Source organism: Lysobacter sp. BMK333-48F3, from assembly GCF_019733395.1.
GTDB lineage: Bacteria > Pseudomonadota > Gammaproteobacteria > Xanthomonadales > Xanthomonadaceae > Lysobacter.
Genome location: NZ_JAIHOO010000001.1, coordinates 1,010,175 through 1,036,019 on the forward strand (window position 1 = coordinate 1,010,175; position 25,845 = coordinate 1,036,019).

28 protein-coding genes are annotated in these 25,845 nt (G+C 71.0%); 15 read left to right on the plus strand and 13 right to left on the minus strand.

What is annotated here, in order from left to right; all coding sequences use genetic code 11:
- Positions 1-40 precede the first annotated feature (40 nt).
- Positions 41-301 (minus strand): hypothetical protein, encoded by a 261-nt coding sequence (locus K4L06_RS04165; protein WP_221670193.1) that lies wholly within the window; start codon positions 299-301, stop codon positions 41-43.
- A 292-nt stretch (positions 302-593) separates the two neighbouring features.
- Here K4L06_RS04165 and K4L06_RS04170 point away from each other — a divergent pair, with 292 nt between their 5' ends.
- Positions 594-833 carry a hypothetical protein gene (locus K4L06_RS04170; protein WP_221670194.1) on the plus strand — a complete coding sequence of 80 codons (240 nt, stop codon included), beginning with the start codon at positions 594-596 and terminating at the stop codon, positions 831-833.
- Positions 834-846: 13 nt separating this feature from the next.
- Here the strand turns inward: K4L06_RS04170 and K4L06_RS04175 are convergent, their stop codons facing one another.
- Complete coding sequence (locus tag K4L06_RS04175; RefSeq protein ID WP_221670195.1) at positions 847-1,353, minus strand: DUF4189 domain-containing protein; 507 nt, start codon at positions 1,351-1,353, stop codon at positions 847-849.
- Positions 1,350-2,408: a type IV secretion system protein gene (locus K4L06_RS04180; RefSeq protein WP_221670196.1), complete on the minus strand. Its 1,059-nt coding sequence runs from the start codon at positions 2,406-2,408 to the stop codon at positions 1,350-1,352. The genes K4L06_RS04175 and K4L06_RS04180 overlap by 4 nt, the downstream gene beginning before the upstream one ends.
- A 235-nt stretch (positions 2,409-2,643) precedes the next feature.
- Here K4L06_RS04180 and K4L06_RS22765 point away from each other — a divergent pair, with 235 nt between their 5' ends.
- From K4L06_RS22765 to K4L06_RS04195, 3 genes are all read left to right on the plus strand, one after another.
- Entirely contained in the window at positions 2,644-3,249 is a 606-nt protein-coding gene (locus K4L06_RS22765) for a response regulator transcription factor (protein WP_221670197.1), read from the plus strand.
- Between the two features lie 79 nt (positions 3,250-3,328).
- On the plus strand, positions 3,329-4,195 hold the full coding sequence (locus K4L06_RS04190; RefSeq protein WP_221670198.1) for a hypothetical protein: 867 nt from the start codon (positions 3,329-3,331) through the stop codon (positions 4,193-4,195).
- 181 nt (positions 4,196-4,376) lie between these two features.
- Positions 4,377-5,282 carry a plasmid replication/partition related protein gene (locus tag K4L06_RS04195; RefSeq protein ID WP_221670199.1) on the plus strand — a complete coding sequence of 302 codons (906 nt, stop codon included), beginning with the start codon at positions 4,377-4,379 and terminating at the stop codon, positions 5,280-5,282.
- Between the two features lie 274 nt (positions 5,283-5,556).
- Here the strand turns inward: K4L06_RS04195 and K4L06_RS04200 are convergent, their stop codons facing one another.
- A complete protein-coding gene (locus K4L06_RS04200; protein WP_221670200.1) occupies positions 5,557-7,857 on the minus strand; it encodes a GEVED domain-containing protein in 2,301 nt (766 codons plus the stop codon).
- 323 nt (positions 7,858-8,180) lie between these two features.
- On the opposite strand from K4L06_RS04200, the gene K4L06_RS04205 reads away from it, so the two are divergent.
- The 3 genes from K4L06_RS04205 to K4L06_RS04215 are packed head-to-tail and all read left to right on the plus strand — an operon-like array spanning position 8,181 to position 10,484.
- Positions 8,181-8,771, plus strand: coding sequence for a TetR/AcrR family transcriptional regulator (locus K4L06_RS04205; RefSeq protein WP_221670201.1), 591 nt, complete (start codon positions 8,181-8,183; stop codon positions 8,769-8,771).
- A gap of 58 nt (positions 8,772-8,829) precedes the next feature.
- Positions 8,830-9,279, plus strand: coding sequence for a PaaI family thioesterase (locus K4L06_RS04210; RefSeq protein ID WP_221670202.1), 450 nt, complete (start codon positions 8,830-8,832; stop codon positions 9,277-9,279).
- 14 nt (positions 9,280-9,293) lie between these two features.
- A complete protein-coding gene (locus tag K4L06_RS04215; RefSeq protein ID WP_221670203.1) occupies positions 9,294-10,484 on the plus strand; it encodes an acetyl-CoA C-acyltransferase in 1,191 nt (396 codons plus the stop codon).
- 140 nt (positions 10,485-10,624) lie between these two features.
- On the opposite strand, the gene K4L06_RS04220 is transcribed toward K4L06_RS04215, so the two are convergent.
- Positions 10,625-11,065 (minus strand): hypothetical protein, encoded by a 441-nt coding sequence (locus tag K4L06_RS04220; protein WP_221670204.1) that lies wholly within the window; start codon positions 11,063-11,065, stop codon positions 10,625-10,627.
- Between the two features lie 323 nt (positions 11,066-11,388).
- On the opposite strand from K4L06_RS04220, the gene K4L06_RS04225 reads away from it, so the two are divergent.
- The 3 genes from K4L06_RS04225 (at position 11,389) to K4L06_RS04235 (ending at position 13,277) form a co-directional block, all read left to right on the plus strand.
- Positions 11,389-11,565, plus strand: coding sequence for a hypothetical protein (locus K4L06_RS04225; RefSeq protein ID WP_221670205.1), 177 nt, complete (start codon positions 11,389-11,391; stop codon positions 11,563-11,565).
- A 139-nt stretch (positions 11,566-11,704) separates the two neighbouring features.
- On the plus strand, positions 11,705-12,511 hold the full coding sequence (locus K4L06_RS04230) for a C2 family cysteine protease (RefSeq protein ID WP_221670206.1): 807 nt from the start codon (positions 11,705-11,707) through the stop codon (positions 12,509-12,511).
- Positions 12,512-12,740: 229 nt separating this feature from the next.
- On the plus strand, positions 12,741-13,277 hold the full coding sequence (locus K4L06_RS04235; RefSeq protein ID WP_221670207.1) for a hypothetical protein: 537 nt from the start codon (positions 12,741-12,743) through the stop codon (positions 13,275-13,277).
- Positions 13,278-13,431: 154 nt separating this feature from the next.
- Here K4L06_RS04235 and K4L06_RS04240 read toward each other — a convergent pair whose 3' ends face one another.
- Positions 13,432-14,190: a DUF3472 domain-containing protein gene (locus K4L06_RS04240; protein WP_221670208.1), complete on the minus strand. Its 759-nt coding sequence runs from the start codon at positions 14,188-14,190 to the stop codon at positions 13,432-13,434.
- A 324-nt stretch (positions 14,191-14,514) separates the two neighbouring features.
- Between K4L06_RS04240 and K4L06_RS04245 the strand changes: the two genes are divergently transcribed.
- Positions 14,515-14,682 carry a hypothetical protein gene (locus K4L06_RS04245; RefSeq protein ID WP_221670209.1) on the plus strand — a complete coding sequence of 56 codons (168 nt, stop codon included), beginning with the start codon at positions 14,515-14,517 and terminating at the stop codon, positions 14,680-14,682.
- A gap of 305 nt (positions 14,683-14,987) precedes the next feature.
- On the opposite strand, the gene K4L06_RS04250 is transcribed toward K4L06_RS04245, so the two are convergent.
- From K4L06_RS04250 to K4L06_RS04265, 4 genes are all read right to left on the minus strand, one after another.
- A complete protein-coding gene (locus tag K4L06_RS04250) occupies positions 14,988-15,335 on the minus strand; it encodes a hypothetical protein (protein WP_221670210.1) in 348 nt (115 codons plus the stop codon).
- 236 nt (positions 15,336-15,571) lie between these two features.
- On the minus strand, positions 15,572-15,739 hold the full coding sequence (locus tag K4L06_RS04255) for a hypothetical protein (protein WP_221670211.1): 168 nt from the start codon (positions 15,737-15,739) through the stop codon (positions 15,572-15,574).
- Between the two features lie 180 nt (positions 15,740-15,919).
- Positions 15,920-16,831: a haloalkane dehalogenase gene (locus tag K4L06_RS04260; RefSeq protein WP_221670212.1), complete on the minus strand. Its 912-nt coding sequence runs from the start codon at positions 16,829-16,831 to the stop codon at positions 15,920-15,922.
- A gap of 144 nt (positions 16,832-16,975) precedes the next feature.
- The gene (locus tag K4L06_RS04265; RefSeq protein ID WP_221670213.1) at positions 16,976-17,365 is read right to left on the minus strand and encodes a hypothetical protein; all 390 of its coding nucleotides are present in this window, start codon (positions 17,363-17,365) and stop codon (positions 16,976-16,978) included.
- Positions 17,366-17,691: 326 nt separating this feature from the next.
- Here K4L06_RS04265 and K4L06_RS04270 point away from each other — a divergent pair, with 326 nt between their 5' ends.
- Positions 17,692-17,970, plus strand: a complete 279-nt coding sequence (locus K4L06_RS04270; RefSeq protein WP_221670214.1) for a hypothetical protein — start codon at positions 17,692-17,694, stop codon at positions 17,968-17,970.
- Positions 17,971-18,079: 109 nt separating this feature from the next.
- Here K4L06_RS04270 and K4L06_RS04275 read toward each other — a convergent pair whose 3' ends face one another.
- Positions 18,080-19,606 carry an MFS transporter gene (locus K4L06_RS04275; protein ID WP_221670215.1) on the minus strand — a complete coding sequence of 509 codons (1,527 nt, stop codon included), beginning with the start codon at positions 19,604-19,606 and terminating at the stop codon, positions 18,080-18,082.
- 217 nt (positions 19,607-19,823) lie between these two features.
- On the opposite strand from K4L06_RS04275, the gene K4L06_RS04280 reads away from it, so the two are divergent.
- Positions 19,824-20,729, plus strand: a complete 906-nt coding sequence (locus tag K4L06_RS04280; RefSeq protein WP_221670216.1) for a LysR substrate-binding domain-containing protein — start codon at positions 19,824-19,826, stop codon at positions 20,727-20,729.
- A 196-nt stretch (positions 20,730-20,925) separates the two neighbouring features.
- Complete coding sequence (locus tag K4L06_RS04285; protein WP_221670217.1) at positions 20,926-22,737, plus strand: sensor domain-containing diguanylate cyclase; 1,812 nt, start codon at positions 20,926-20,928, stop codon at positions 22,735-22,737.
- A 4-nt stretch (positions 22,738-22,741) separates the two neighbouring features.
- Here the strand turns inward: K4L06_RS04285 and pcaD are convergent, their stop codons facing one another.
- Positions 22,742-23,542 carry a 3-oxoadipate enol-lactonase gene (gene pcaD, locus K4L06_RS04290; RefSeq protein WP_221670218.1) on the minus strand — a complete coding sequence of 267 codons (801 nt, stop codon included), beginning with the start codon at positions 23,540-23,542 and terminating at the stop codon, positions 22,742-22,744.
- A gap of 136 nt (positions 23,543-23,678) precedes the next feature.
- On the opposite strand from pcaD, the gene K4L06_RS04295 reads away from it, so the two are divergent.
- A complete protein-coding gene (locus K4L06_RS04295) occupies positions 23,679-24,644 on the plus strand; it encodes a LysR family transcriptional regulator (protein WP_221670219.1) in 966 nt (321 codons plus the stop codon).
- 76 nt (positions 24,645-24,720) lie between these two features.
- Here the strand turns inward: K4L06_RS04295 and K4L06_RS04300 are convergent, their stop codons facing one another.
- Positions 24,721-25,698 carry a glycoside hydrolase family 6 protein gene (locus K4L06_RS04300; RefSeq protein WP_221670220.1) on the minus strand — a complete coding sequence of 326 codons (978 nt, stop codon included), beginning with the start codon at positions 25,696-25,698 and terminating at the stop codon, positions 24,721-24,723.
- Positions 25,699-25,845 lie beyond the last annotated feature (147 nt).

Here is a 25,845-nt window from a genome sequence, read left to right on the forward strand (position 1 = left end):
GGCGAGGTTTCGTCTGGACAGCGGTGGCTGCCAGCCGACGCTAGCCGTCGCGCGCTTCGTCGTTGGCGCTGCCGGGCGCTTCCAGCACTTGCAACTGCAACACGTCCGCGGCCGCCGGCAGCGGCGCGCCCATCGCCTTGCGCACTTCCGCCAGCAGCGGCAGCAGGTTGTAGAACGAATTCGCCACCGCCCGGCGTCCGAGCGCGGAATAGCGGTCGCCTTCGCACAGCGCGAACCAGGTCGCGGCGTGCAAGGCCTGCAGGGCACGACTGGAATCGCGTTCGGTCGCATCGACGCTCACGGCGTCCTCCTTCGCTCCACAGCGGTCGGCCTTCGGTGAAGACACACTAATCCGCGGCAGTCTCATACGCCGACACGTTGGCCGATTCCGGCTGAACCGCAACCCCGCTACCGGGGTCGGAGCGCGCTTTTGTGCGCGCCGCCGCAACCCGCAACGCCGATTCGATCGGCTTCGTTCAGAACCGATCCGGTTTCAGTGTGTGGGACGACACGATGGAACGCTGCGCGCCACGCGTCGGCCTCGACGCGCCCTTCACGCGCCGTGGCCCGGCGCCCCATCCGCAGGGAACGCAATGAGCGACATCATCGATCAGGCGCAGTTGTTCGAGCAGATCAACCTGACCCAATCGCTGCAGGCGCAGCGCCAGTCCGCGCAAGCGCTGCAGACGCCGGCCGCGGCCGGCTACTGCCTCAACCTCGCCTGCCTGGAGCCGTTCGACGGCGAGCCGGCGCGGCTGTACTGCGGGCCGGCCTGCGCCGAAGCCCACCATCGCCAGTTGCAACGCGCGGCGCGACCGCGGCGGCGCGGTTGAGCCGACGATCGGGTCATCGCACCCGCAGCGGCAGACTGCAGGCGGCGTAGTGCGAGCGGCAGTTCGCTTCGGCGCGGGCGCGGCATTCGTGCAGGGCGCGTTCGACCGCGTCCTCCTTGAGTTCCGACGGCAACACGAACACCCGGCGGTCGCTGATCGCCACCGCGACGCATTGGTTGCTGTAGACCAGCTGGATCGCGCAGTCCTGGCCGCCCTGCGCGGCGCAGTGGTCGAGCGCCTCGCGTCGCGCCTCGCGCTTGCTCGGCGCACCGTGCGCGGTGCCGATCGCGCCGCGCGCGCCGTCGAGCGCGATCGCGCCCCAGCGCGAGCCCCAGACCTCGCGCGGCGCGGCCGGCTCGGGGTAGTAGCCGGGCGGCGCCGGCGCGCAGGCCTGCTCATTGCCGGTGCGGTAGGGCAGCATGCCGGGCGGGCAGACGCCCTCGCCGTGCGCGCGGCCGGACAGGCAGGCGACGGCCAGGCTCAGCGCGATCGTCCACGGCCGCGTCGGCAGGCGGATCACGGCGCCCCCGCGGCGATGCGCGACGAGGACGGCGACGAGGTGCGGATGGGTTCGGCAGGCGCTCGCTCGGTCGCGCTGGTCGCCGGCGGCATCGCCGGCATCGGCGCGGCGCCGCTGTGGGTCGCGCCGGCCGGGTGGCCGGCGAACGCCGAATGGGCCTGGAACTGCCCCAGGGTGCCGTTGAAGAACAAGGCCGACGCCGGCGGCGCGACGACGATGAAGACGGTCAGGATCAGGCCGATCCCGCCCTGCTGCAGGGCCAGGGTGCTCATGCCCTCGGCGTCCAGCCCGGGCAGGCCGCCGGCGAGCTTGCTCACCCAGAACGCCACCGCGATCTTGCCCATCAGCTTGGTGGCCATCGCCGTGACCACGCTCAAGGTCGCCATCGAGAACAGGGTGCCGATGCCGTACAGCAGCCAACGCCGGAACAGCTCGCGGGTCTGCTCGAAGATCAGGCACAGCACGAACAGCGGTCCCAGGCCGATGAACACCGCGATGCCGAACTTGTACAGCAGCAGCATCGCCGCCGCGGTCATGGCCGGGCCGGCGGCGCCGAAGCCGGCGAACAGCAGCGCGCGCGCCTTCTCTTCGCGCAGCGCCTGATCGCCCTCGACCACCTGCACCGCATCGATCGCGTCCATCGCGACCTGGGCATAGGCCAGGTTCTCGTCGATGCTCTGCGCCGCGGTGCGGCCTTCGATGCCGGTGAACAGCTCGTGGATCTCGCGGTCCAGGTCGACGGTGAGGAACTCGTGCAGCCGCACGCCCGACAACGACATGCCGGTGGCGACCGCGACGATCACCGCGATCCGGCTCAGATCCGCGACCAGGGCCGGCATCGATTCGCGCGAGCGCCCGGTAACGATGCGGTAGCCGGCGACCAGGATCCACAGCGTGACCAGGCTCAATGCGACCGCGCTGGCCCAGGCCATCGCCCGCGCCATCAGCTGCAGGCCGAAGCGGTCGATCTCGGCGCGGAAGTACTCGTCGATCAGACGGAAGAACACGAAGTCGCCGATGCCAGCTGCGAGCGCATCCCATTGCATCCAGTCCATGCCCAGCGCCCCGATCGTCTTGGTGGGCGATCGCCGCGACCGCCAGGGCCAAACGCTAGCAGCGCCGCTGCGCCGCTTCGGGTAGGAGTAATCTGATTCGGCGGACGCGTTTGACTACACGTTGTGGACGAACGTCCACAACGATGTGGACGCGAAGCAATTTCAGCTGGCACACATTGCCAATTTACGGTTTTAACGGCGTAGTCGTCCTCGGAACCAGCCGCAAGGACGCCATGTGATCCGGGTATTCGCCGTCGACGCCCAGCCCCTGATCCGCGCCGGATTGCGCTGGATCGCACAGGAGGCCGGCGACATCGCCGTGGTCGGCGAGGCCGACCGCGGCGAGGCGGCGCTGCGCGCGGTGTTCGAGGTCGAGATCGACCTGGTGGTGTGCTCGACCCAGTTGCCGGACATCGACGGCGTCGATTTCCTGCACCGGCTGCCGGGGCGGCCCTGGGTGCTGGCGCTGGCCGCGGCCCACGACGGCGTCCTGCCCAAGCATTTGTTCGCCGCCGGCGCGCGCGGCTATCTGTCCTACGGCTGCGCGCTGGCGACGGTCGCGCGCGCGGTGCGCGAAGTCGCCGCGGGCCGGCGCTATCTCGACGACGGCCTCGCCAGCCGGGTGCTGTTCGGCGAATCGCCGTTCGACCGGCTCAGCGCGCGCGAGCTGGAGATCGCCCGCATGACCGCGCGCGGCCACGGCATCCAGCACATCGCCCTGGCGCTCGGCCTGGTCGATTCGACCGTGCGCACCCACCGCTCGCGCCTGTTCAACAAGCTCGGCGTGCGCAGCGACGCGGGGCTGACCCGGCTGGCGCTGGAACACGGGCTGCTGCTGTGAGTCCGATGCCTCCCGCGACGTCGCGCGTTCGACGCTCCTGGCGGCCTGAATCCTTTCTCCCGTCGAAGGAACCGACGCCATGAGCCTGCCCAGCCGCCACTACGCCGTACTCGTCGAACACGCGGCCCGGCCCGCTCCGCCGTACGCGGACGATGCGCTGCGCATCGACGGCGCGAGCTACGCCGTGGTGCAGCGCGTCGACCGCGCCTGCGGCTATCGGGGCACGCTCTATCGTCGCGCCGACACCGGCGAATATGTGGTCGCCCACGGCGGCGATGCGCTGCGCCAGGCGGACCGGGACGACGCCGGCCTGGCGACGGCCGGCCGGCGCATCGCCGCGCACAGCGACGGCGCGCTCGCCCTGACCCGGCAGGCGCTGATGCTGGCGCGCACCCTGCCGCCGGCGACGCCGGTCAGCGTCACCGGCCATTCGCTCGGCGGCGGTCTGGCCCAGATCGCCGCGCATCGCTTCGGCCTGCGCGGCGAAACCTTCAACGCCTATGGCGCGGCCGACCCGACTTGGGGCATTCCCGAAGGCGGCCGGCAGATGCTCAATCACGTCATGGCCGGCGATGCGGTCAGCGCCGCCGGCCGGCACTTCGGCCGCGTGCGCGTGTACGCGCTGGCGCAGGAGGTCTGGCGCCTGCACGAGATCGACCGCCACGCGCCGTGCGGCGCCAGCGCCGACCTGCGCCACCCCTTGCCGGCCGCGGCGGCCTTGCGCGATTCGCACCGCCTCCAGCATTTCCTCGACGGCGGCGGCGACGGGCGCAGCCGCGCGGTGCTCGACGATCCGCTGGCGCGCTATCGGGCCCAGGCGCATCAGCCGATGTTCGAACGCTACCGGCACGGTGTCTTCGCGCTGTGCGAACGCCTGGCGCGGGCGCCCGCGCGGCACGGCTCCGGCGGCTTCGACGCCGGGCCCAGGTCGGACCGTCCGGCCTGAACGGCGCGGACCGTGCTTGCGCGATCGGCGCTATGGCTGCGCGCAATCGGCTGGATCGGCCGGATCGGCCGTCGACGAACTGCACGACGCCGGCGCGGAACCGCCGCGCCGGCTCGCGGCGGCTGACCCGGGGGCGACATCTCACTACAATGCCGCCCCCAGTTTTACGTAGCCGCAGCGCATGAACATCGTCGTCAACGAAGACCTCAAGGCCTATATCGACCCGCTGACCGCGGAGGAATACGCCGCGCTGGAGCGCAGCCTGCTCGCCGAGGGCTGCCGCGACGCCCTGGTGCTGTGGGGCGACGTGCTGGTCGACGGCCACAACCGCTACGGCATCTGCAAGAAGCACGGCCTGCCGTTCCAGACCGTGCAGAACCCGCGCTTCCAATCGATGGAAGACGTCTACCTGTGGATGATCGACCAGCACCTGGGCCGCCGCAGCGTGTCCGACTTCCAGCGCGGCGTGCTGGCGCTGCGCAAGCGCGAGATCCTGGCCGAGCGCGCCAGCGCCAAGGCCAGCGCGGCGATGGCCGCGCCGGCGCCGATCCCGCCGCCGGCCTCGCCCGACGACGACCAGGCGCCGTGGGATCCGCCCGCCGAGGGCGAAGCCGCACCGGCGACGGCCGCAGCCACAGCCGCACCGGCGGCGCCGGCCGTCGCCGCGCGCAAGCAGCGCAGCGAGATCGCCCGCGAGGCGCGGCTGAGCAGCGCCCAGGTCGGTCTGATCGAAACCATCCACAAGCAGGCCGCGCCGGAAGTGGTGGCCGCGGTGAAGTCCGGCGGCTTGTCGATCAATGCCGCCGCTGCGGTGGCGACCCTGCCGGAAGAGGAACAGCGCGCCGCCGCGCTGGCCGGCAACAGCGAGCTCAAGGAAGCGGCCAAGCGGGTGCGCGCGTCCAAGCGCAAGCCGCGCGAGAACGCCGAGGAGGACGCCGAAGAGGCGGCCGACGCGGGCCGCGACGAAGAGAAGCGGATCCTGCTGCGCCGGGTCGCCGAACTCAGCGCCGAGAACGACGCGCTCAAGCGCGAGAACGCCGAACTGCGCGCGCAGCTGGCGGTCAGCGAGATCGCCGCCGGCGCCTGATCGGTCGGCGCTGCGGTGCCGGTGCGCAAGCCGCCGGCATCGCGCGGCGGCGCCGGCGCTGCCGGCCCGACTGCGCGGCCGCTGGACCGGTCGGCGCTATCGACCGGCCCGTATCGGTTTGCTTCTATTGGCCTGCTTCTATTGGCCTGCTTCTACCGGCTTGCTTCTACGGGCTTGCTTCTATTGGCGCGCGGCTACCGACTCGCCGCTGCCGGCGCAGCACAGCCGACTCGTCCCGACGCCCTGGTTCGTCTCGACTCGCCGCCGCCCGGGCTCAATTGACCGTGCAGGTCAGCGTCACCGTGATCGAGCCGCCGTTGCTCAAGGTGCCCAAGGCCACGCCCGCGTCGAGCTGGGCCAGGCTCAGCCCCGCCGGGCAGGCCGCGCCGCTGCAGCTCGGCGGCGCGGTGCAGCTGATCCCGCTGCGCCCGGCGATCGGGTCGCGCAGGATCGCGCCGGTCACCGCGTCCGGGCCGTTGTTGCCGACCACGATGGTGTAGGTGGTCGAAGCGCCGCGCACCAGGGTGTCGCCGATGGCATCGTCGGCGCCGGCCGCGGGCGTATTGGTCTTGCGGATGGTCAGGTCGGCCAGCGGGCGGCGGGTGTTGACGAAGCTGCAGGTCAGATCGTCGCCGGCCACCGGGGTCAGGACGAAACTGCGGCCGTTGCCGCTGGGCGCCTGGCCGCCGGCCAGCGCATTGCTGCAGGCATAGGTGGTGGTGTAGCCGGCCAGGTCGGTGGCGGCGGCGCCGGTTTCGCTGAAGGTATGCGCCGTGCCGATCTCGGCCGGATCGATCAGCACGGTTTCGGCCGGCGCGTTGTCGCTGCCGCTGGTGGTCGCCGATACCGGCGCGCCGCTGCCGGCGATGCTGAGCACGAACTGGTCGGCGGCGACGAAGCGGCCCAGCGGCAGGCTCTTGCGCAGGCGCAGCAGCGCCGGCCGGGCATTGACGAAGTCGCAGGTCAGCACCGCGTCCAGCGCGGTGGCGCTGCCTGGAATCGTATAGACCGTGCCCGCCAGGCTGCCGACGGTGGCGCCGCCGGCGTCGGTGCAGCGCGCCGAACTCAGCCGCCAGCCGGCCGGCAAAGCGTTCTCGTCGATCGTCACCGCGCTGCCGGCAGTCTGCACGGCGAACGCCTGCACCCCGGCGGTCGCGCTGTCGCCGTCGACCTGCACCGCGCTGCCGCTGGCGGTGGTGGTGGCGCTGCCGCCGGCCTGCACGGTGTTGCTCAGGGAGAAACCGAAACTGCCGGTGCCGCCGAGGCTGGTCTTGCGCAGCACGATCCGCGCCGGCTCGGCCAGTTGCACCAGCGCGTCCTCGACTTCGCCGCTGTCGGCGCGGCCGCTCGGCGTGGCCGCGCTCAAGGCGCTGCCGTAGGCGACCCGCAGGCGCGCCATGCGCTGGCCGACGACGGCGCTAGCCGGCGCCGCGACGCTCAGCGGCACGCTGGTCGCACCGGCGGCGAAACCGGCGCAGACGCCTTCGCCGGCGGCGAAGCTGCCGTTGTTGTCGAAATCGACCCAGCCGCAGGCGGTGCCGGCACGGCTGGCGCCGGCGATCGGCACGGCGAAATTCGCGCTGCGGCCGCGCAGCAGGGTCGGCCAGGCGAGGTCGTCGCTGTCGGCGTCGGCCGCGGCGCTGGCCAGCGGGCTGTTCGTCGCCGCGGCGACAGTCGGGTTGTCGGCGCTGACGTTGCCGCCCAGGCTGAGGTCGCTGAGCACGTGCACCGCGGCCTGGCCGGAGTCGTAGCTCGCCGGCGCGTCGCCGAAGTCTTCTTCGACCGTCACCGCCAGGCTCAGCGCATCGACGTGGCTGCTGTCCAGGGTCACCGAACCGTTCTGCAGCAGAGTGTCAAGGGCGACGTTGATCACCAGTCGGGTGATCGTGCCGTTGATGCGCAGGCTGCCGCAGGCGGCGGGGTTGCTGGCGACGGTGCAGCTGGTGTTGCCGGCCAGCACGTTGCTGTAGGCCTGGGTCGCGGTGACGGCGAAGTTGGCGTTGCCGGCGCTGCGGGTCCAGGTCAGGCCGCTGACCGGGGTCGCGCCGTTGGCGGCCGAGGCGATGGTGAAGCGCGCGGCGTGATTGGCGCGCACGCCGCCGGATATGTTGCCGCCGAGGCCGCTGAAATGCAGCGAGGGATTGCGCACCGGCTGCGGGAAGCTGAGGGTGATCGTGCCGCGGTTGGCGCAGGTCTGGCGCGCGCTCGAGATCGGGCAGCCGCCGGCGTTGGCGTCGAGCTTCAGCGCCGGCGTGGCCGGGGCGATGCCCGGCGCGTGCTGGCTGGCGACCGGCCCGCCGATGCCGTCGAAGCGGGTCGAGCCGGTGTCGATGGCGAGGTTGCTGCCGGCGACCGCGAGGCCGACCAGGTAGTTGTTCGGCAACACGTAGGTGCCGCCCGACGCGGTCAGGCCGGCGGCGATGGAGGTCGGCGCCTGGTAGGCGCGCACCGGCGCGATCGGGGCGACCGCAGCCGCCAGCAGGCACAACACGAATGCGACCGCACCGCTGCCCAGACGCGCGCGCGCCGGCGCCGACCGCCGGCGCAACGCCGCGGCCCCGTGACGAATTTTCACCAACAGTCCCCTGTGCGGCGCGACCAGTCGCGCCACTGAATGCGAAAGCGAACGGAGTTGCTGCCGGGCGAAACCCGCCGCGAGGCGTCGGATGGCCCAGTCAGGGTTCGACTACGGCGCGCATCCTGAATCAGTTCACAGAAATGTTCAATGCGTCACATTAAAAATCTGACGCCAATCGACATTTGCGGCAAACAGGCGCCGTCCGAGCGCCGACGTCGCGGGCGCCGGAACGCAGCGCAGGCGCGTCCCTGGGCCAGACAACGGCTTGTTCCGCCGTGCCGAGGGCGTAAGATGATCTCAATCATATAAAGGCCGCCGCGATGCGCTACACCGCCGACCGCAAGCCCCAGACCCGCCAGCGCCTGCTCGACCACGCCGCCCGCGCCCTGCACGCGCAAGGCGCGCACCGGCTCGGCGTGGCCGCGATCATGCGCGAGGCCGGGCTCACCCACGGCGGCTTCTACGCCCACTTCGCCTCGCGCGACGCTCTGCTCGCCGCGGCGATCGAGCGCATGTTCGAGCAGGCCCGCGACTACTGGCGCGAGGCCTTCGCCGGGCAGACCCCGGCGCAGGCGCTGCGGACCTGCATCGACCGTTATCTGTCGCCGGAACATCGCGACGGCGGCCGCCTCGGCGGCTGCCCGCTGCCGCCGCTGGCCGCCGACCTGCCGCAGCTGCCCGAGGCCGCGCGCGCCGCCTACGAGGCCGGCGCGCAGCGCATGCACGAAGGCTTGCGCGCGCTGATCGCCGCGCATCGCCCCGGCGACGACGCCGAACGGCAGGCGCTGTCGGTGCGCGCCGAGTTGGTCGGCGCCTTGTTGCTGGCGCGCGCGCAGGCCGAGCGCGAGCGCTCCGACGCCCTGCTCGCCGCGTCGCGCGAAGCCCTGCGCGCGCGGCTCGGCCTGGACTGAACCGCGCCGGCGCGCGATCGGTACCGACGCGCGCTGCGCATCCACCGGGAGTTCCGCCATGAGCCTGATCGATGAAGTCGCCGCCGGCCTGCCCGGCCTGGCCCAGTTGCAAGCCCTGCTCGCCTCGGGGCGCAAGCCCGGCATCCTGCGCGCGCTGGAGTTCGACTTCGTCGAAGTCGGCGACGGCGTCGCGGTGTTCGCCGGCACGCCCGGCGATCACGCCTACAACCCGATCGGCAGCGTGCACGGCGGCTATGCCGCGACCCTGCTCGATTCGGCCTGCGGCTGCGCGGTGCATTCGCGGCTGAGCGCGCAGCAGGGCTACACCACCCTGGAACTGAAGATCGCCTACCACCGTCCGCTGACCCGCGACTGCGGCCCGCTGCGCGCGGTCGGCCGAGTGCTGTCGATGGGTCGCCGCGCCGCCTTCGCCGAAGCCCGCCTCACCGATGCGCAGGACAAGCTCTACGCCTCGGCCACCTCCACCCTGCTCGTGTTCGAGCGCTGAACCGGAACGCCCCCATGTCGTCGGATCCCATCGTCGTCTGCGCCGCCGTGCGCACCCCGCTCGGCCGTTATCTGGGCGAGTTGTCGCCGCTGCCCGCGCACCGCCTCGGCGCGCACGCGATCGCCGCCGCCCTGCAACGCGCCGGCATCGCCCCGGAGCGCGTCGACGAAGTGCTGATGGGCTGCGTGCTCGGCGCCGGCCAGGGCCAGGCGCCGGCGCGCCAGGCCGCGCGCGCGGCCGGCCTGCCCGACGCGACGCCGGCGGTCACGATCAACAAGGTCTGCGGTTCGGGCATGAAGGCGGCGATGCAGGCGCACGACGCGCTGGTCGCCGGCTCGATCGACGTCGCCGTCGCCGGCGGCATGGAATCTATGTCGAACGCGCCCTATCTGCTGCAACGCGCGCGCGCCGGCTATCGGGTCGGCCACGACCGGATCTTCGACCACATGGCCCTGGACGGACTGGAAGACGCCTACGAACCGGGCCGGTCGATGGGCGAGTTCGGCGAAGCGCTGGCGCGCGACTACGGCTTCGACCGCGCCGCCCAGGACGCCTACGCCCACGAGACCCTGCGCCGCGCCCAGGCGGCGATCGAAAGCGGCGCGTTCGCCGGCGAGATCGTCGCCGTGCCGGTCGCCGACAAGGCCGGGCCCCGCCTGGTCGAGCACGACGAGCACCCGCGCAAGGTGTCGCTGGACAAGATCGCCGCGCTCAAGCCGGCGTTCGCCGCCGACGGCAGCATCACCGCCGCCAGCGCCTCGGCCAATGCCGATGGCGCCGCGGCCCTGCTGCTGACCCGGCGCTCGACCGCGCAACGCGAAGGCTGGCCGGTGCTGGCGCGGATCGTCGCCCACGCCAGCCACAGCCAGGCGCCGGCGCAGTACACCACCGCGCCGATTCCGGCCGTGCGCAAGCTGCTGGCGCGCGCCGGCTGGAACGCCGAAGACGTCGACCTGTTCGAGATCAACGAAGCCTTCGCGGTGGTGGCGATGGCCGCCGCGCGCGATCTGGGCATCGCCCGCGAACGGCTCAACGTCAACGGCGGCGCCTGCGCGCTCGGCCATCCGATCGGCGCCACCGGCGCGCGCCTGCTGGTCACCCTGATCCATGCCCTGCGCCGGCAGGGCGGCCGTCGCGGCGTGGCCGCGCTGTGCATCGGCGGCGGCGAAGCCACCGCCATGGCGGTCGAGATCGACCCGGGCTGAGGGCCGCCGTCGCGACCGCGCGCACGGCGCACACGCAAATCGCGCACCGGCCGGCCTGCATCGGGAGGCCGGCACGAAAGCACATTGCGATCGTCATCGGCCCCATCCCGGCGCGCGCGCTCCGGGGCGACCGGCAGCGGCTACTTGCCGGCGCGGACCTTGCGCGCCGGCACCGGCACGCAGCGCAGGCAGCGCCCGGCCAGGCCTTCGTCGACCCGATAGAACTGGTGATGGCTGAGGTCGTTGTAGCTCCACGGCCGGGTCACCTCGACGATCGAACGCGGCGCCAGCCGGGCGCACTCTTCGGCCGCGGCCTTGGACGCGCTATGCCAGTGGTCGTCGACGATGCCGCAGGTCTTGGTCCCGACCTGGCCGCTGCCGGCCGGACAGGAATCCGGGTCGCTGGGCGGCTGGCGTTGGTGATAAGCCTTCAGATACGCCGGGCTGAGCTCGAACTTGGCGACCTCCTGCTCGGTCGTGCCCGGGTCCAGGCACCAGCCGACCGGACGCGGGTCGTGGGCCTGCGCAGCCGAGGCGGCGACGGCGAGAACGAGCGACACGAACAGCGGCAGGGTACGCATGGGACTCTCCTTATCGAGGGACGCGTTGGCGAAGATGCGGTCGGACTCCAGGGCGCGGTCACGCTAGGCCCGCCCCTGCCCACTGTCCAACGAATTCACGGGACAAACCGGGAACGAATGCCGCCGCGGCAATGCCGGCGCGGCTTGGCGACGGGCCACGAAGCACATTCAAAGCGCGTGAGTTGCGGCACACCGCCCCCGGGGTTCACTCTCCAAATCGAGAACTCGATCACAAGATCGCCGCTAGACCCGCAGCCGCATCGCGATCCACCGACGCGGCGCGCGTAGCGACCGCCCTACCCCCAGCTGTGCTCCACCCTCGTATGAACGCCATCGACGCCACCCCTCCCGGACTCATCGCCCGCCGCATCGCACCGGATCAGTTGCTGGTCCAACTCGCCGAGCGTCAGACCGTGCTCAGCGACGAAGAAGCGAACTGGCTGTTGAAGCAGCTCGACGTCGCGCTCCGCGCCGCGTGCGCGCCGGCGATCGGCGACTGACCGTCGCCGACCGAAGCCGACGCGCGGCCGCATCGCCGCGCCCTAGGGCCTGCCCCAGGACTGGGGCACGCCCTAGTTATGCAGCGACCACGCCCGGCCTAACCTGCGCGGCATCCCCCACGCAGCGCCGGAGCACCTCATGGAACTGAACAGCGCCAACCTGTACGCCTTCCGCCCGATCAATCTGCCGGCGGAAATCGACCATGAGAAAGCGGCCGAGGCGAACAAGACCGAGACGCCGTTCGTCCAGGGCGACGGCGACGCCAACCCGATCGACGCCAACGACGTCAACCAGGACGGCTACGGCAGCTGCGCGGTGATGTCGACGATCAAAGCGATCGCGGCGCAGAACCCGGACGTGATCAAGAACATGATCCGCGACAACGGCGACGGCACCTACACCGTCACCTTCAAGGAATACGACAGCGGCTTCCTCGGTTTCGGCTCGGGCTGGGACAAGAAGGAAGTCACCGTGTCCGGCCCGTTCGACGGCTCCGCCGCCGACGTCGGCGACATGGGCAAGGACGGCCAGGGCGAAGTGTGGCCGGCGATCATCGAAAAGGCTTACGGCCAGTTCGCCGGCGACGGCTACAAGACCTACGACGACGGCGAAAGCCCGGCCAAGGTCCAGGAGGCCATCCTCGGCCGCGACGCCAGCACCGAATCGCCGTCGGAATACAGCTCCGGCGATCTCAACGAGAAGCTCGAGAACGGCGAGGCCGTGGTCGCCTGGACCGCCGGCGACTGGAACGACGAGCAGACCAAGCTGGCCCAGCAGTACGGCGTCGCCGGCGGCCATGCCTACCGGGTCGAGGACATCTACGTCGACGGCGACGGCAACACCCGGATCAAGCTCGACAATCCCTGGGGCCACGGCGACGTCGACATGCCCTATTCGGATTATCAGAAGCTGTACCACGAAGTGAACTCGACGCCGACCCGCTAAGCGCGTCCGCCATCGCCGGTACACCGCGCGCAAGCCGCAGCCCTGCGGCTTGCGCGTTCGGCGTCCGGGTGATTACATGCGCTAGCCTTGTTGCGTGCCCTCTCATGCAGACGATGACGCGATGAACGGCCGATTCCCGCAAGCCGGCGCGGGCCTGTTGCTGAGCCTGACCCTGCTGTCCTGCGCCGCCGAGCCGGCGCCCCCCACCGCTGCCCAGGCAGGAGCCTCCATGAGCGACAGTATCCAGATCATCCAGGGCCGCACCGCGTCCCACGATCAGGCCAAGCTTGGCCTGGTCAACGTGTTCGACGGCCACGACGTGCGCCTGGACGTGTGGAATCCGGCCGACAAGCGCTGGCTCGGCAAGCTCAAGCTCAAGCGCTCGGACATCTTCCCGGTCGGCGGCGGCTTCCTGCGCCTGCAGGACGTCGGCGGCGACGGCCAGCGCGCCAACGTCTCGCTGGTCGAATTCTCCGCCGCCGGCATCGGCGCGCCGGCGGCCGATGCCCTGGCCCTGGTCGAAGGCGGCGAACTCGACATCGGCGACGACGCGGTGCGCATCGTCGAAGTCGACCGCGACGGCGCCACGGTCGAAACCTGGCCCAAGCGTTATCCGCGCGACGTGGTCGAGGCCGACAAAGTCGTCAGCCAGCGCCTCGAACCCGGCGCCGTGCTCGCGCTGGGCGGCAGCTCGCTGCAGGTGCGCCGTCTGCAACCGCGCGCCGGCGAAGTGCTGGGCTTCATCGAATTCGATCTGCAGCACTGAGCCGGCATCCGGCGCACTGCGCCGCACGCCTCCCGACGACGGCCGCTGCGCTTCGCAGCAGCCGTCGTCGCATCGGCTCCAGCGACCCAGCATCTGCCGGCCGATCCCCCATTCTCGACTCCCGATTCCCGATTCCCGATTCCCCATTCCCGGCTCACTCGGCCGGCGAAGCCAACCCGCCCAGATCGCTGACGATGTTGATGCACTTGCCGCCGGCATCGCAGGCGGCATGGGCGATGTTGCGGTCGTTGCAGTTGCCGTAGGTGCGGGTGGTCTGGCCGGTCGCGGGCACGTTGCCGTTGGCCACCGGCAAATAGAACACCGAAGACTGCGCGCCGATCACGCTGCACGAGGCGAGCTGGTTGCTGCCCTGGCTGTACTCTTCGACGAAACTCACCGACTGGTTCTTGAGCCCGCTCCACGCGGTCGGAATCAGGATCGTCGCCACGGTGATGCTTTCGCCGCTCATCAGGTCGGTGACCACGCCGCTGACCCGGTTCGAGGCGCGGACGATGTCGAGCCGGTACTTGTGCCCGGTCTTCCAGTTCCACTTGATCTGGCACTGCACGCCGCTGCCTTCGTGGCTGAAGTGGCCGCAGCTGGCGCGGCTGGCCGGATCCCAGCCGCTGGCCAGCCAGATCGAGAAGTTCAGCCAGCGCTGGCCGGAGCGGTTCTGCAAGCCGATGTAGCCGCCGTCGCCGCCGACGAACCAGAACTGGTTGGCCCAGTAGTAGTTCGAGCGGCTGCCGCCGTCGTGGTTGACCTGATCGTAGAAGCTCAGCCGGTCGTAGCCGCCGACCGCTTCGGGCCATTGCGCGTGGGTACTGACGATGCCGCCCACCACCACCGCCTGCGCGCTTCCGCAGACCAACGCGCTCAACGCCAACACGCCGCTCAGCAGCCAGTTCTTCATTGCGACCTCCCTCTCTCGGTTCGGAATGCGTCCGCGGATGCGGACGGCGGATGCGCGTGCGGCGCCGTCGCGACCGGCGCTGTCCACGCGGCGGCCGAGCCTAGTCGCGCCGAAGACGAGTAAGAAAAGAACCTTTTTTCATAAGCGCGGACGCGGCGCGGCGCGTTTTCGCGCCCGCTTCGGGACTGGCCTTCGAGACAACGATGTCATGCGTCCGGTTCTGTGCGGGCCATTGCAGGCGACTACGCGGACAGCTCGCTCAGCGCGCGTGAGAAAGCGTCGATGACATCAATATTCGCTGTCGCGGCTGTTTCGCCTGGATCGATGAAAATTTCCTTCATCGCCGCCATCGGCGCCGGCGAAGACGCGGATTTGCGCGAAGTCGCGACGCACCGCTCGGCGGCGACGCCACTCTTCTGTAGGAGCGGCGTAAGCCGCGACCGCCGAAGCGACGCACAACGCGTCAGGTCCGAAATCAGGATCGGCGCATGAGGGCTTGTAGATCGGCCGCTTCGAACACAACGCTGGCGTACACCGCTTCGGCGGTCGCGGCTTATGACCGCAGGAAATCCCGTGGGACGCCGCTCCTACAAAAGCCGGGGGGTCGCATCGGACACGCAAAAAAACCACGGGGCCGATCGGCCCCGTGGTTCGTCGTCATGCTCGGTGGCGCCGGATCCGGCCGGCGGATAGGCCTGGCCGACGGGCACTTGCGCCATATGTCGTGTTACGGCGCCCCGCGCAGTGCCCGCCGGCACCGGCCGGTTCGCGATGTCTACGACGATCTGCGCTACGGCTCAGGCATGCGCGCACAGGCGCAGGCTTTCCGCCGGACCGATCTGCGCCGCCAGCGCTTGCGCGTGGGCGCGTTCCCAAGCCGCGCGCGCGGCCGGCTTGGCCTGCGCCCAGTCCAGGCAGGAGTTGCCGCGCACTTCGCGGTAACGCCGTTCCAGGCTCAGGCGCGGATCGTCGAAACAATATTCGGGATGTTCGTTGAACACAGCGACGCCCAGGTACAGGGCCGGACCGTAATCGCGGAAACTCACCCCGGCGCGATGGAACGACGCGGTGTGATAAGCGATGGCCCAGTAGCCGAGATCGCTGGCAGGCGCCTTGCGTGGCAGCCTGAATGGGATCGTGGTCATCGGTGTAACTCCGACGGGATCCGCCTTGGGGAATAGCACTTTGGTCGAAGCCAGGGGCCAATTCCGTGACCGCAGGCCTAGTTCCTGAGCCGGGTGTGCCACGGGCACCACCACTCGTCGGAAACGCAACCGGGCGCGCATACCCGGCGCGACCGGGCGCACCGGCGCGGCGGACGCAGCGCAAATCCGCCCGCGGCGAGGCCGTGCCGGCCGCGCCGCGGGCGCCTGCAACGCGTTTACAGGCCGCGGAACAGGGTGCCGAACAGCAGCAGCACGAAACCCAGCGCGACCAGCCAGAAGGCGAAGCCCGCCAGCGGCAGATAGCCCAGCTTGGCGGCGATGCCGGCGCCGCCGGCGAGCACGGAGAGGAAGAAGATCGGGAAGCTGGGCGGAGTCAGGTTCATGGGCACCTCGTGGCAGTGGGAAGGACCGGCCGCGGACAGAGCAGCCGATCAGTGATATCCATCACAAAATCATGCCGATCGGCCCGACGATGCCACTCCGCTCCCCTACCGCACAATCTGTGTGTCGAAGCACACTGCGCCGCTTCAATGGGCTTCAGCCGCCGCCCCTGCGCTGCGCGCTCACCCGCGCACCTCGGCGACGAACGCGCGCAGCGCGCGGCCGATCTGCTGCGGCGAATCCTCCTGCGGGTAATGCAGGCCGGCGACGCCGACCTCGCGCTGGTTCGGCCAGCCGCGGCAGAACTCGCGCGCGCGGCCGGTCAGCAGCGCGCCGGGTTCGACGTTGACGAACAGCTTCGGCAGAGCGCTGCGCGCCAGCCACTGGCCGTAGGCCTCGACCGCGGCGGCGACATCGGCCGGCTCGCCTTCGATCGGCAAATCGCGTGGAAACGCCAGGGTCGGCGCGCGCGACTCGCGGCTCGCGAACGGCGCACGGTACGCCTGCATCTCCTCGGCCGAGAGGCTGCGCAGGATGCTCTTGGGCAACACCGTTTCGACGAAGAAATTTTCGTCCAGCAGCATGCGTTCGCCCTGCTCGGACCGCATCGCGCGGAACAGCGCGTCGCGGCCGTGGGCAAAATCGCTCCACAGACGCGGCTGCACCAACGCTTCCATGTAGGCGATCGCGGCGATCCGCTCGGGGTGGCGGTGCGCGTAATGGAAGCCCAGCGCCGAGCCCCAGTCGTGCAGCACCAGGACCACGTCCGAGCGCAGCTCCAGCGCCTCGAACCAGGCATCGAGATAGCGCGCATGGTCGAAGAAGCGATAGCCGCCGCCCGGCATCGGCGCCGAGGCGCCCATCCCGACCAGGTCCGGCGCCAGGCAACGGCCGAGACCGCTGAGGTGCCCGATGATGTTGCGCCACAGATAGGACGAGGTCGGGTTGCCGTGCAGCAGCACGATCGGCGCGCCCTCGCCGACGTCGACATAGCTGATCTCGCTGTCGAGCACGCGCACACGCCGGCGCGGCCAGGGGTCGAGCGGCGAGATATCGTCCGGCATCGCGTCGTTCGGCATCGCGTCTTCGGACATCGACGCATCCGACCGGTCGGCGGTCAGTGGCTGCGCAGCGGCGGGTGTGGGCATGGCGGTCTCGGCGCGGGATAGGGAAACCCAGTCTGCCCAGCGCGCCGCCGCCGCCGGGGAGCCAGGCCCGGCGATTTGCAGGGAGCCAGCTCAGCGCCGGCGCTGGCTCAGCCGGCGCCGGTTCTGCGCCACGGTGCGCGCCACCGGCCGCAGCCCCGCGGCGATCCAGCGGTCGCCCTCGCGCCAGGCGCCGGCCCAGGCCCGGGCGGGGTCGTGCCAGCTCGCGGCCGCGACCGGCGTCGACCAGGCATCCAGTTGCATGCGCCACCACTGGGTCGACATCGCCCACCACGACTGGCCGAACGCGGCCCACTTCTCGTCGAGCATGCGCTGCCACTCGCGCCGCTCGCGCGCCGACGGCGGATACGCCGCCATCGACAGCGACCACAGACGCATGCCGATCACCCACGGCGCACCGGTCCAGATCGCGGTCAGCGGCGGCAGGGAACGGGAGAAAGACAGCGTGCTCGGGTTCGGCATGGCGGCCTCGCGATGGGCTGCAGCGGACGGGAAGCGGCTTGGCGGCCGGCGCGAACCGCCCGCCCTCGGATCCGGCGGCGACAGGCGGATGCCGGCGCACGCGCATCGGCTTCACCCTGCCATGCCGCTCGCGCAGACTTGATGACGATGCGATGTCGTCTCGGCCGCGCGCGAAGTCTCGTTTTCGAGTTGCGACGACGCATTGCGGGCGCTGGCGCGGCGCGTTCCAGTTCCGCACATCGCCGGCATTTTCGCTTGCCTGCGCATGGCCGAGCCGACCAAGGTGTGCCGGCCGCCGCCCCGGCGGCCCACGAATGGAGTCGGCAATGCAATCGGTGATCAAGAAGATGTCGCGCAGCGCGATGCTGGTGTTGGCGATCGGCACGGCCTACAGCTCGTCCGCCTCGGCGGCGCGCATCGAGCAGGTGTACGGCAGCGGGTTCTGGGCGGACAGCACCACCGCCACGGTGATCGCGGTCAATCAGGCGATCTCGATCTGCCAGACCAACGGCGGCACGGTGCTGTTCGGCTACCAGGTGCACAGCATGCGTTTCATCCATCCGAACTGGTTCGTCAACGTATCGATCAACTGCCAGTACCCCTGAGCCGCGTGCGCGGCGTCGCCGCAGGCCGATCCCGGTCTGCGGCGCTTGCGGGCCGGTCGGCTTTTCGAGGGGCGGCCTTTCAAGAGCAGGCCTTTTAGGAGTTGGCCTTCTAAGAGCCGGCCAACCGCGCGCCGATCCGGCGCGGACTGAAGATCGCCAGGCCCAGCGCGGCCAACAGCCACACGCCGACGCCGCCGTACAGCATCGCCAGGTCGAAGCCGTGGGCGAGCGCGGCGCGCGCCGCCTGGCGAGCGGCTTCGTCGCTGCCGAGCGCGCTCAGATCGCCGGCGGCGATGCGTTCGGCCGCTGTGGGCGCGAACGCGCCGTAACGCTCGCGCAGGCTGGCGCCGATACCGGCCAGCAGGATCAATCCCATCACCGCGATGTTCACCGTCAGGCTGATGAAGCGCGCGCTCATGTCCATGCCGGTGGCCATGCCGGCGCGTTCGCTCGGCACCGCCGCAGTGGTGGTGTTGGTCACCGGGGTATTGGTCAGGCCCAGGCCGATGCCGGCCAACAGCAGGCCCGGCAACAACTGCGCCCAGCCCGGCTCGGCCGCGCGGCCGCCGTAGCGCATCGCCAGGAAGCCGGCGCCGATCGCGAACAAGCCGATGGTGACCGTCCACCCCGGATGGAAGCGCAGGCTCAGGCGTTCGGCCAGCGGCGGCATGACCAGGGTCGGCAGGGTATAGGCCAGCAGCAGCGCGCCGGCGGCGAAGGCGTCGTAGCCGAGCACGCCGTGGAAATAGATCGGCAGATACACGATGAACGGCCAGAAGCTGATGTTCATCGCCACCGCGCCGACCATCGCTCCGGAGAAGTCGCGCAGCTTGAACACGGCGAAGTCGAACATCGGGTGCGCCTGCGCGGTTTCGATGCGGACGAAGGCGATCAGCGCCACCGTCGCGACGGCGGCCACCGCGAGCACCGCGGCGCTGGCGAAGCCGGCCGCCGGCCCCTGGATCAGGCACCAGGTCAGGCCGAACACGCCGACCGACAGGGTCGCGATGCCGGCCGCGTCGAGCCGGCCGGCCTGCGGGTCGCGCGATTCCTGCACCCCGCGCAGCAGCGGCCACAAGGTGATCGCCGCCAGCGCGACATGGATCAGGAACACCCAGCGCCAGTCGGCCAGGGCGAGGATGCCGCCGCCGACGATCGGGCCGAAGCCCAGGCCGACGCCGAACACCACGCCCCAGGCGGCGAAGGCGCGCGCGCGTTCGCGACCGGCGCGGAACTGGTGCGCCAGCACCGCGGTGCCGCAGATCAGCATCACCCCGCCGCTGCCGCCTTGCAGGAAGCGCGCGACGATCAGCGTCTGCGCATCGCTCGCCAGGCCGCAGGCCAGCGAGGTCGCGGCGAACGCGAGCAGGCCGGCGACGAACACGCGTTTGCGGCCGTAGCGGTCGCCGAAGGTGCCGGCGGCCATCAGCACCGTGGTGCAGGCCAGGGTGTAGGCGTTCATGATCCACTGCAGTTGGCCGAAACCGGCAGGCAGTTGCCGCTCCAGCACCGGCAGGATCACCGGTACGCTGGAGATCTCCAGGCCGAACATCAGCGAGGACAGGCAGACCGCGGCCAGCGCCACGGTATTGCGCGAAAGCGGCCGCGACGCGGGCGCGGCGGAAGAAAGCGGCATGGCAGGAACTCCGGGCAATAAGGACGAATCCCGCCGACGCCCGCTCGCCGCCTGCGCTCTGGCGCAGCGGCGTAACGCCGTCGCGGCGAGGCGAACGGCGGGCGGATCGGACGACGGGCCCGCTGCAGCGGAGGCGGCCATTGTCGGCAAGCCCGGGCGATGAGAGAAATGATTTAATTTCGGCCAGGCCATTAACGGCCGTCATCTATCCGCTGCCATGGACTTCGATCCCAGCCTGCTGCGCGCCTTCGTCGCGGTCGTCGACACCGGCGGCTTCACCCGCGCCGCGCAACGCCTGCACCTGACCCAGTCGGCGGTCAGCCATCAGATCCGCCGGCTCGAAGCACAGGTCGGACGACGCCTGCTGGTGCGCAGCACGCGCAAGCTGAGCCTGAGCGAGGACGGCCGCGAGTTCCTGCGCCACGCACAGCAGATCCTGCAGGCGCTGGACGCGCTGAGCCGGCGCTTCGATCCCTCGCCGGTGTCCGGCACGGTGCGCTTCGGCGCGCCGGAGAACTTCATGCGCGAACGCCTGCCGCAGTTGCTCGGCCGTTTCGCCCAGGCCTATCCGCAGGTGCGGCTGGAAGTCAGCGTCAGCGCCAACCTCGATCTGCCGGCGATGCTCGATGCCGACGAACTCGACCTGGCGGTGCTGATCGCCGAACGCGCGAACGACACACCCTCGCCGGGGCAGCTGCTGCGGCGCGCGCGGCTGGTCTGGGTCGCCGCCGAAGGTTTCGTGCCGCCGCCCGGCGCGTCGCTGCCGTTCGCGTTCTTCCCGCCGCCGTGCGTGCACCGCCGGGTCGGCCTGCAGGCGCTGCAGCAGGCCGGCATCGACGGCCATATCGTGTTCACCTCGCACAGCCAGGAAGGCATCCACGCCGCCGCCCTGGCGGGACTGGCGATCACCGCCATCGCCGAGGACGACATCGAGCCGGGCCTGCTGCCGGTGGCCGAACGCTACGCCCTGCCGCCCTTGCCGGAAGTGGATTTCTCGCTGGTCTGGAGCGAGCGCGGCCGCAGTCCGGCGGCGCAGTCCTTCGGCGAGCTGATCGGCGAGATCGCCCGGACGGCTCCGGAGTCGGTGTATCCGCGCCCGGCCCAGCGCACCGCACGCCGCTGAAAATAGCGAAGATCATCACAGAACCGGCGACTGCCGCACCGAAACCGCCGCCACCGGCCGCACGCGCCGGCGGCATCGACGCCGGCTTGATCATCCAGTCACATTAACTTCGGCATGCTCAGGCCTGGCCCCGCAGGAGCATGCGCGAGCGCGGGTGCGGCCTCCGGCTCGTCCGCTCGCGCCGACCAACGCGACCGTGCTTACCGAACCCAAACGTATCGGCTGGGACGCGCTGTTGATGGCGCTGTTGACCGGCGTGTCGGCCTGGGGCGCGATCGCGCTGGCGCGCGGCCCCGGCGAACTGTCGGCGGTGTGGATCGGCAACGGCATCCTGGTCGGCTGGCTGCTGTCGCGGCGTACCGCGCGCTGGCCGGTCTATCTGTGCGCCGCGCTCGCCGCCGAATTGATCGTGCGCCTGGGCTCCGGCGACCTGCTCGCCGGTGCGGCGATCGTGACCGGCGCGAATCTGCTCGAGGCCCTGATACTCGCCGGTTTGGTCCGCCGCTTCGTGCCCGACGTCGGCGACCCCAAGCGCTGGATCAGCCTCGGCGGCATCGCCACCTCCAGCACCCTGCTCGCCTGCATCGTGTCCGGTCTGATCGCCGCCGGGGCGATGCGCCTGCTCTACGGCGCGGCGTTCTGGTCGGGGTTTTTGACCTGGTTCTCGGCCCACGTGGTCGGCCTGGTGATCTTCGCCACCACCACCCTGGTCGCCCAGCGCGAGGGCCGGCGCATGTTCACCGCGCCGGGGCGCGGCCTGTCCTTCCTGTTGACCATGGGCCTGATCGCGGCGATCGCGCTGGCGGTGTTCGTGGCGCCGTATCCGGTGCTGTTCCTGGCCTACCCGCCGCTGCTGCTCGGCGCGATCCGGCACCGCTTCGCCGGCATCGCGCTCGGCGTGGTCCTGCTGACCCTGATCGGCAGCGTCGCCACCGCGCTCGGCCACGGCCCGCTGTGGCTGGCCGAGGTCGGCACCTCGGGCCGCCTGGCCCTGCTGCAGCTGTACATCGCCGGCGGCTGCCTGATGACCATCCCGGTGGCGCTGGCGATGGCCGAACGCAAGCGCCTGGTCACCGGCCTGCGCGACAGCGAGCGCCGCTACCGCATGCTGGCCGACTACTCGCACGACGTGGTGGTGCGGATGCGCGCCGACGGCCAGCGCCTGTACGTATCGCCGTCGGCGCGCGACATCCTCGGCTGGGAGCCGGCGCAGATGCTCGGCTCGCGCGAGTCGCTGGTCCATCCGGAGGACCTGGACCGCCAGCAGCGCCTGTTGGCCGAAGTCATCGCGACCGGCGAGCCGCGCACCGCGGTCTACCGGATCCGCCACAAGGACGGCCACTACGTCTGGATCGAAGCGGTGACCCGGGCGATTCCGGCCGAGGACGGCAACGGCGTGGAAGCGATCTACGCCGGCCGCGACATCAGCCGCCGGGTCGAGACCGAACGCGCGCTCGAAGCCAGCCGGCAGGAACTCGAACGCCTGGCGCGCTTCGACACCCTCACCGGCCTGGCCAACCGGCGCCAGTTCGAGGAGCGGATCAGCCTGGCCGTGCTCGGCCTCAACCGCGGCGCCGCGCTGTCGCTGCTGTACCTGGACATCGACCACTTCAAGCAGATCAACGACAGCCTCGGCCACGCCACCGGCGACGAAGTGCTGCGCAGTTTCGCCCAGCGCCTGCTCGGCTGCGTGCGCTCCAGCGACCTGGCCGCGCGCCTGGGCGGCGACGAGTTCGTGGTCCTGATCGAGGACGCCGCCGTGCCCTCGGCCGCGGAGGCAGTGGCGCGCAAGCTGATCGAACGCATGCGCCGGCCGATCGAGATCGGCGAGCGCGAACTCAGCGTCACCACCAGCATCGGCGTGGCCTATGCCAACCGGCCGACCGAAACCGCCAAGCTGCTGGCCACCGCCGATGCGGCGCTGTACTGCGCCAAGCGCGAGCGCAATACCTATTGCCTGCAGGCGGTCGGCGCCGACGCCCCACCGCGCAGCGTCGCGCGGCGCTGAGCGCTCAGGCCGCGTCCAGGAAGCCGAGTACTTCGGCGAGGAATTCGGCCGGGTACTCGACATTGCTCAGGTGCACCGCCGGCAGCACCACCAGCCTGGCGTCCGCCACGGTCGCGGCGATCGCCGCGCTGTGGCTGGCCGCGGTCACCGGATCGTGTTCGCCGGCGACGATCAGGGTCGGACTGACGATCAGCGCGACGCTGCGGCGCAGGTCGGCGTCGCGAACCGCGGCGTAGCTGCCGGCGAAGCCCTGGCGGTCGGTCGCCAGCAGCATGGCGCGGAACGGCGCGACCGCGGCGTCGCCGCGCTCCAGCATCGACGCCGGGAACCAGTTGCGCAGGAAGGTCTCGGCGGTCTCGGCCAGATCCGGCGCCTGGGTGACCGCGGCGATGCGCTCGTCCCACTGCGGCGCCGGGCCGAGATAGGAAGAGGTATTGGCCAGCACCAGCCGGTCGATGCGCTCGGGCGCGTGCACGCCCAGCCACTGGCCGACGAAGCCGCCCAGCGACAGGCCGAGGAAGTGCGCGCGGCCGATGCCTAGCCCGTCCATCAGCTCGATCACGTCGCGGCCGAGCCGGTCCAGCGAGTAGGCGCCGGCCGGCACGTCGGAGGCGCCGTGGCCGCGCGCGTCGTAGCGCAGCACGCGGAAGTGCCGCGCCAGCGCGTCGACCTGCCCGTCCCACATCCGCAGGTCGGTGCCGATCGAGTTGGACAGCACCAGCACCGGCGCACGCGCGTCGCCGTCGAAGCGGTAGGCCAGGCGCACGCCGTCGCCGGTGGTGAAGAAGGACAGTTCGCTGTTCATGGGTCGGGTTCCTGTATCGATGGCTGAGGAGCGCCTTGCGCGCTCCCGCAACGGCCTCGCCGTGACCCAAAGCCTAGTTGCGGCCGACCCGGCTTGATATTACAAAGCTCACACAGTCTCTGTAAGAAAAGCCGACATGAGCGGATTCACCCTGCACGACCTGCAATGCTTCGATGCGGTGATCCGCGAAGGCGGCTTCCAGGCCGCGGCGGCGGTGTTGCACCGCTCGCATCCGGCGGTGTTCGCCGCGGTCGCCAAGCTCGAACGCCAGCTCGGCCTGAGCCTGCTCGACCGCAGCGGCTACCGGGTGCGCGCGACCGACGCCGGGCAATCCTTGCACCGTCGCGCCCAGGCCGTGCTGCGCGAATGCGAAGGCCTGCGCACCCACGCCGCGCAGTTGGCGATGGGCGCAGAAAGCGAACTGCACGTGGTGATCGGCGACCTGTGCCCGCGGCCGCCCGTGCTCGGGCTGCTCGGGCGCTTCTTCGCCCAGGTGCCCGGCACTCGCCTGCATCTGCATTTCGAGGCGGTCGGCGGCCCGGCCGAACGCCTGTTCGACGATCGCGCCGACCTGATCCTCCACTGCATCGACAAGAGCGATCCGCGCCTGGACTGGATCGACCTGGGCCAGGTGGCGTTCGTGCCGGTGGTCGCGCCGGGCTTCCTGCCGTTCGCGCCGTCGCGCGCGATCCGCCCGCAGCAACTGCGCGACCGCACCCAGTGCGTGATCCGCGACAGCGCCAGCCATTCGCCGCGGCGCGATTACTTCCTGGTCGAGGGGGCGCAACAATGCACCGTCGCCGATCATGCGATGAAGAAGGAAATCGTCCTGCAGGGCCTCGGCTGGGGCCACCTGCCGCGGTTTCTGATCGAGGACGAACTGGCCGACGGCCGACTGCTGTCGATCGCCGGGCGCTATCTGCCCGGCCGCCGCGAGGAACTGGTCGCGGCCCGGCGCCGCGACCGTCCGCAAGGCCCGGTCGCGGCGCGGCTGTGGCGATACCTGGCCGAGCACGCGCCGCTGGCCGCGGCGTCTTCGGCGCGCACGTCCGGCGTTGCGGCGAAGACGCCATCGCCGGTGCGCCGACGCGCCAAGGCCTAAACGCACCGGCGCGCGCACCGATCCGGCGACGACAGCGCGCCGCCGCCGCCGTTAGCCGCCGCCGTACGCCGCCGGCTTACCAGCCGTCGATCAAACGCACCGCCAACTCGGGAGTGAAGGTGCCGGCCGGCGTATTCGGCGCGATGCCGCATTGGCCGTCGGAATCGCCCGGCACCTTCAGCCACAGCAGCATCTCCGCGCCGCTGGTGCTGGCCTGCGAGCTGACGCCGAGCTTGCGCCCGGCCGGGTTGCACCATTCGCCGTTGGAGCCGTTGCCGTTGCGGCTGGTGTCGACCACGAACGGCTTGGCGTAGCCGAACTGGCGGTTGAGCGAGGCGGCGACCGCGGCGCCGTAACTGTTGGACGCGGCGGTGGTGTGGTAGTTGGACACGTTGAGGGCGAAGCCGCGGATATCGCGCACCCCGGCCGAGTTCAACCGCCGCGCCATCTCGTCGGCGCCGATCCAGGTGGCGTTGCCGCCGTCGTGGTAGAGCTGCGCGTTCGGCGCGCGCAGTTTGAACTCGCGCGCCGCGTACTGCAGCAGGCCGATGCGGATGCTGCGCTGGTCGGCGGCCAGGCAGTCGAGCTGGGCCAGGGCGTCGGGCTCGATCACCACCACCGCGCGGCGGTCGCCGATGCCCGAGGCGAAGCTGGAGATCCAGGTGCGGTAGGCCTCCGGGCTGCCGGCACCGCCGCCGGAGTGGCTGCCGCAGTCGCGGCCGGGGATGTTGTAGGCGACCAGGATCGGCCGCTTGTCGGCGGCGCGCGCGGCGTCGACATAGGTCGCCACCGCGGTGCCGATGTTGCCGCTCCAGTTGCCGAACCAGCGCCCCATCGGCTTGGTCGCGATGGCGTTGCGGATCTTGCTGGCGCGCGCGTCGGCGGGATGATCGCGGACCCAGATCGCCGGGTTCGAGTTCGGATCGACGTAGAAGCCGCTGCCCTGGTTGGCCGCGACCGCGGCGCCGGGCGCCAGCGTCGCCAGGGCCCAGACCAGTGCGCCGGCCGCGAGCCGGCGCGGCGCGCGCGCGGATATTCCGTGGTGCTGTTGCATCGTTCCTCCTGCGGATGGCGTCGGGTGGGGGATCGCCGCGGGACGCGCAGCGCCACGAGGCGATGCCGGCCGCGCGACGCCGCGCGGCCGGCATCGCGCACCATGACCCGCCGCGCCGGCCTGCGCATCCGCGGCGCTCACAGTTTC

What these genes read in the sequence shown, in the direction of transcription:
- K4L06_RS04170 (WP_221670194.1), top strand. Translation starts at nt 594, where the DNA reads ATGAGCGACATCATCGATCAGGCGCAGTTGTTCGAGCAGATCAACCTG.
- K4L06_RS04180 (WP_221670196.1), bottom strand. Translation starts at nt 2,408, where the DNA reads ATGGACTGGATGCAATGGGATGCGCTCGCAGCTGGCATCGGCGACTTC.
- K4L06_RS04190 (WP_221670198.1), top strand. Translation starts at nt 3,329, where the DNA reads ATGAGCCTGCCCAGCCGCCACTACGCCGTACTCGTCGAACACGCGGCC.
- K4L06_RS04195 (WP_221670199.1), top strand. Translation starts at nt 4,377, where the DNA reads ATGAACATCGTCGTCAACGAAGACCTCAAGGCCTATATCGACCCGCTG.
- K4L06_RS04205 (WP_221670201.1), top strand. Translation starts at nt 8,181, where the DNA reads ATGCGCTACACCGCCGACCGCAAGCCCCAGACCCGCCAGCGCCTGCTC.
- K4L06_RS04210 (WP_221670202.1), top strand. Translation starts at nt 8,830, where the DNA reads ATGAGCCTGATCGATGAAGTCGCCGCCGGCCTGCCCGGCCTGGCCCAG.
- K4L06_RS04215 (WP_221670203.1), top strand. Translation starts at nt 9,294, where the DNA reads ATGTCGTCGGATCCCATCGTCGTCTGCGCCGCCGTGCGCACCCCGCTC.
- K4L06_RS04220 (WP_221670204.1), bottom strand. Translation starts at nt 11,065, where the DNA reads ATGCGTACCCTGCCGCTGTTCGTGTCGCTCGTTCTCGCCGTCGCCGCC.
- K4L06_RS04225 (WP_221670205.1), top strand. Translation starts at nt 11,389, where the DNA reads ATGAACGCCATCGACGCCACCCCTCCCGGACTCATCGCCCGCCGCATC.
- K4L06_RS04230 (WP_221670206.1), top strand. Translation starts at nt 11,705, where the DNA reads ATGGAACTGAACAGCGCCAACCTGTACGCCTTCCGCCCGATCAATCTG.
- K4L06_RS04235 (WP_221670207.1), top strand. Translation starts at nt 12,741, where the DNA reads ATGAGCGACAGTATCCAGATCATCCAGGGCCGCACCGCGTCCCACGAT.
- K4L06_RS04240 (WP_221670208.1), bottom strand. Translation starts at nt 14,190, where the DNA reads ATGAAGAACTGGCTGCTGAGCGGCGTGTTGGCGTTGAGCGCGTTGGTC.
- K4L06_RS04245 (WP_221670209.1), top strand. Translation starts at nt 14,515, where the DNA reads ATGAAAATTTCCTTCATCGCCGCCATCGGCGCCGGCGAAGACGCGGAT.
- K4L06_RS04250 (WP_221670210.1), bottom strand. Translation starts at nt 15,335, where the DNA reads ATGACCACGATCCCATTCAGGCTGCCACGCAAGGCGCCTGCCAGCGAT.
- K4L06_RS04255 (WP_221670211.1), bottom strand. Translation starts at nt 15,739, where the DNA reads ATGAACCTGACTCCGCCCAGCTTCCCGATCTTCTTCCTCTCCGTGCTC.
- K4L06_RS04260 (WP_221670212.1), bottom strand. Translation starts at nt 16,831, where the DNA reads ATGTCCGAAGACGCGATGCCGAACGACGCGATGCCGGACGATATCTCG.
- K4L06_RS04265 (WP_221670213.1), bottom strand. Translation starts at nt 17,365, where the DNA reads ATGCCGAACCCGAGCACGCTGTCTTTCTCCCGTTCCCTGCCGCCGCTG.
- K4L06_RS04270 (WP_221670214.1), top strand. Translation starts at nt 17,692, where the DNA reads ATGCAATCGGTGATCAAGAAGATGTCGCGCAGCGCGATGCTGGTGTTG.
- K4L06_RS04275 (WP_221670215.1), bottom strand. Translation starts at nt 19,606, where the DNA reads ATGCCGCTTTCTTCCGCCGCGCCCGCGTCGCGGCCGCTTTCGCGCAAT.
- K4L06_RS04280 (WP_221670216.1), top strand. Translation starts at nt 19,824, where the DNA reads ATGGACTTCGATCCCAGCCTGCTGCGCGCCTTCGTCGCGGTCGTCGAC.
- pcaD (WP_221670218.1), bottom strand. Translation starts at nt 23,542, where the DNA reads ATGAACAGCGAACTGTCCTTCTTCACCACCGGCGACGGCGTGCGCCTG.
- K4L06_RS04295 (WP_221670219.1), top strand. Translation starts at nt 23,679, where the DNA reads ATGAGCGGATTCACCCTGCACGACCTGCAATGCTTCGATGCGGTGATC.
- K4L06_RS04300 (WP_221670220.1), bottom strand. Translation starts at nt 25,698, where the DNA reads ATGCAACAGCACCACGGAATATCCGCGCGCGCGCCGCGCCGGCTCGCG.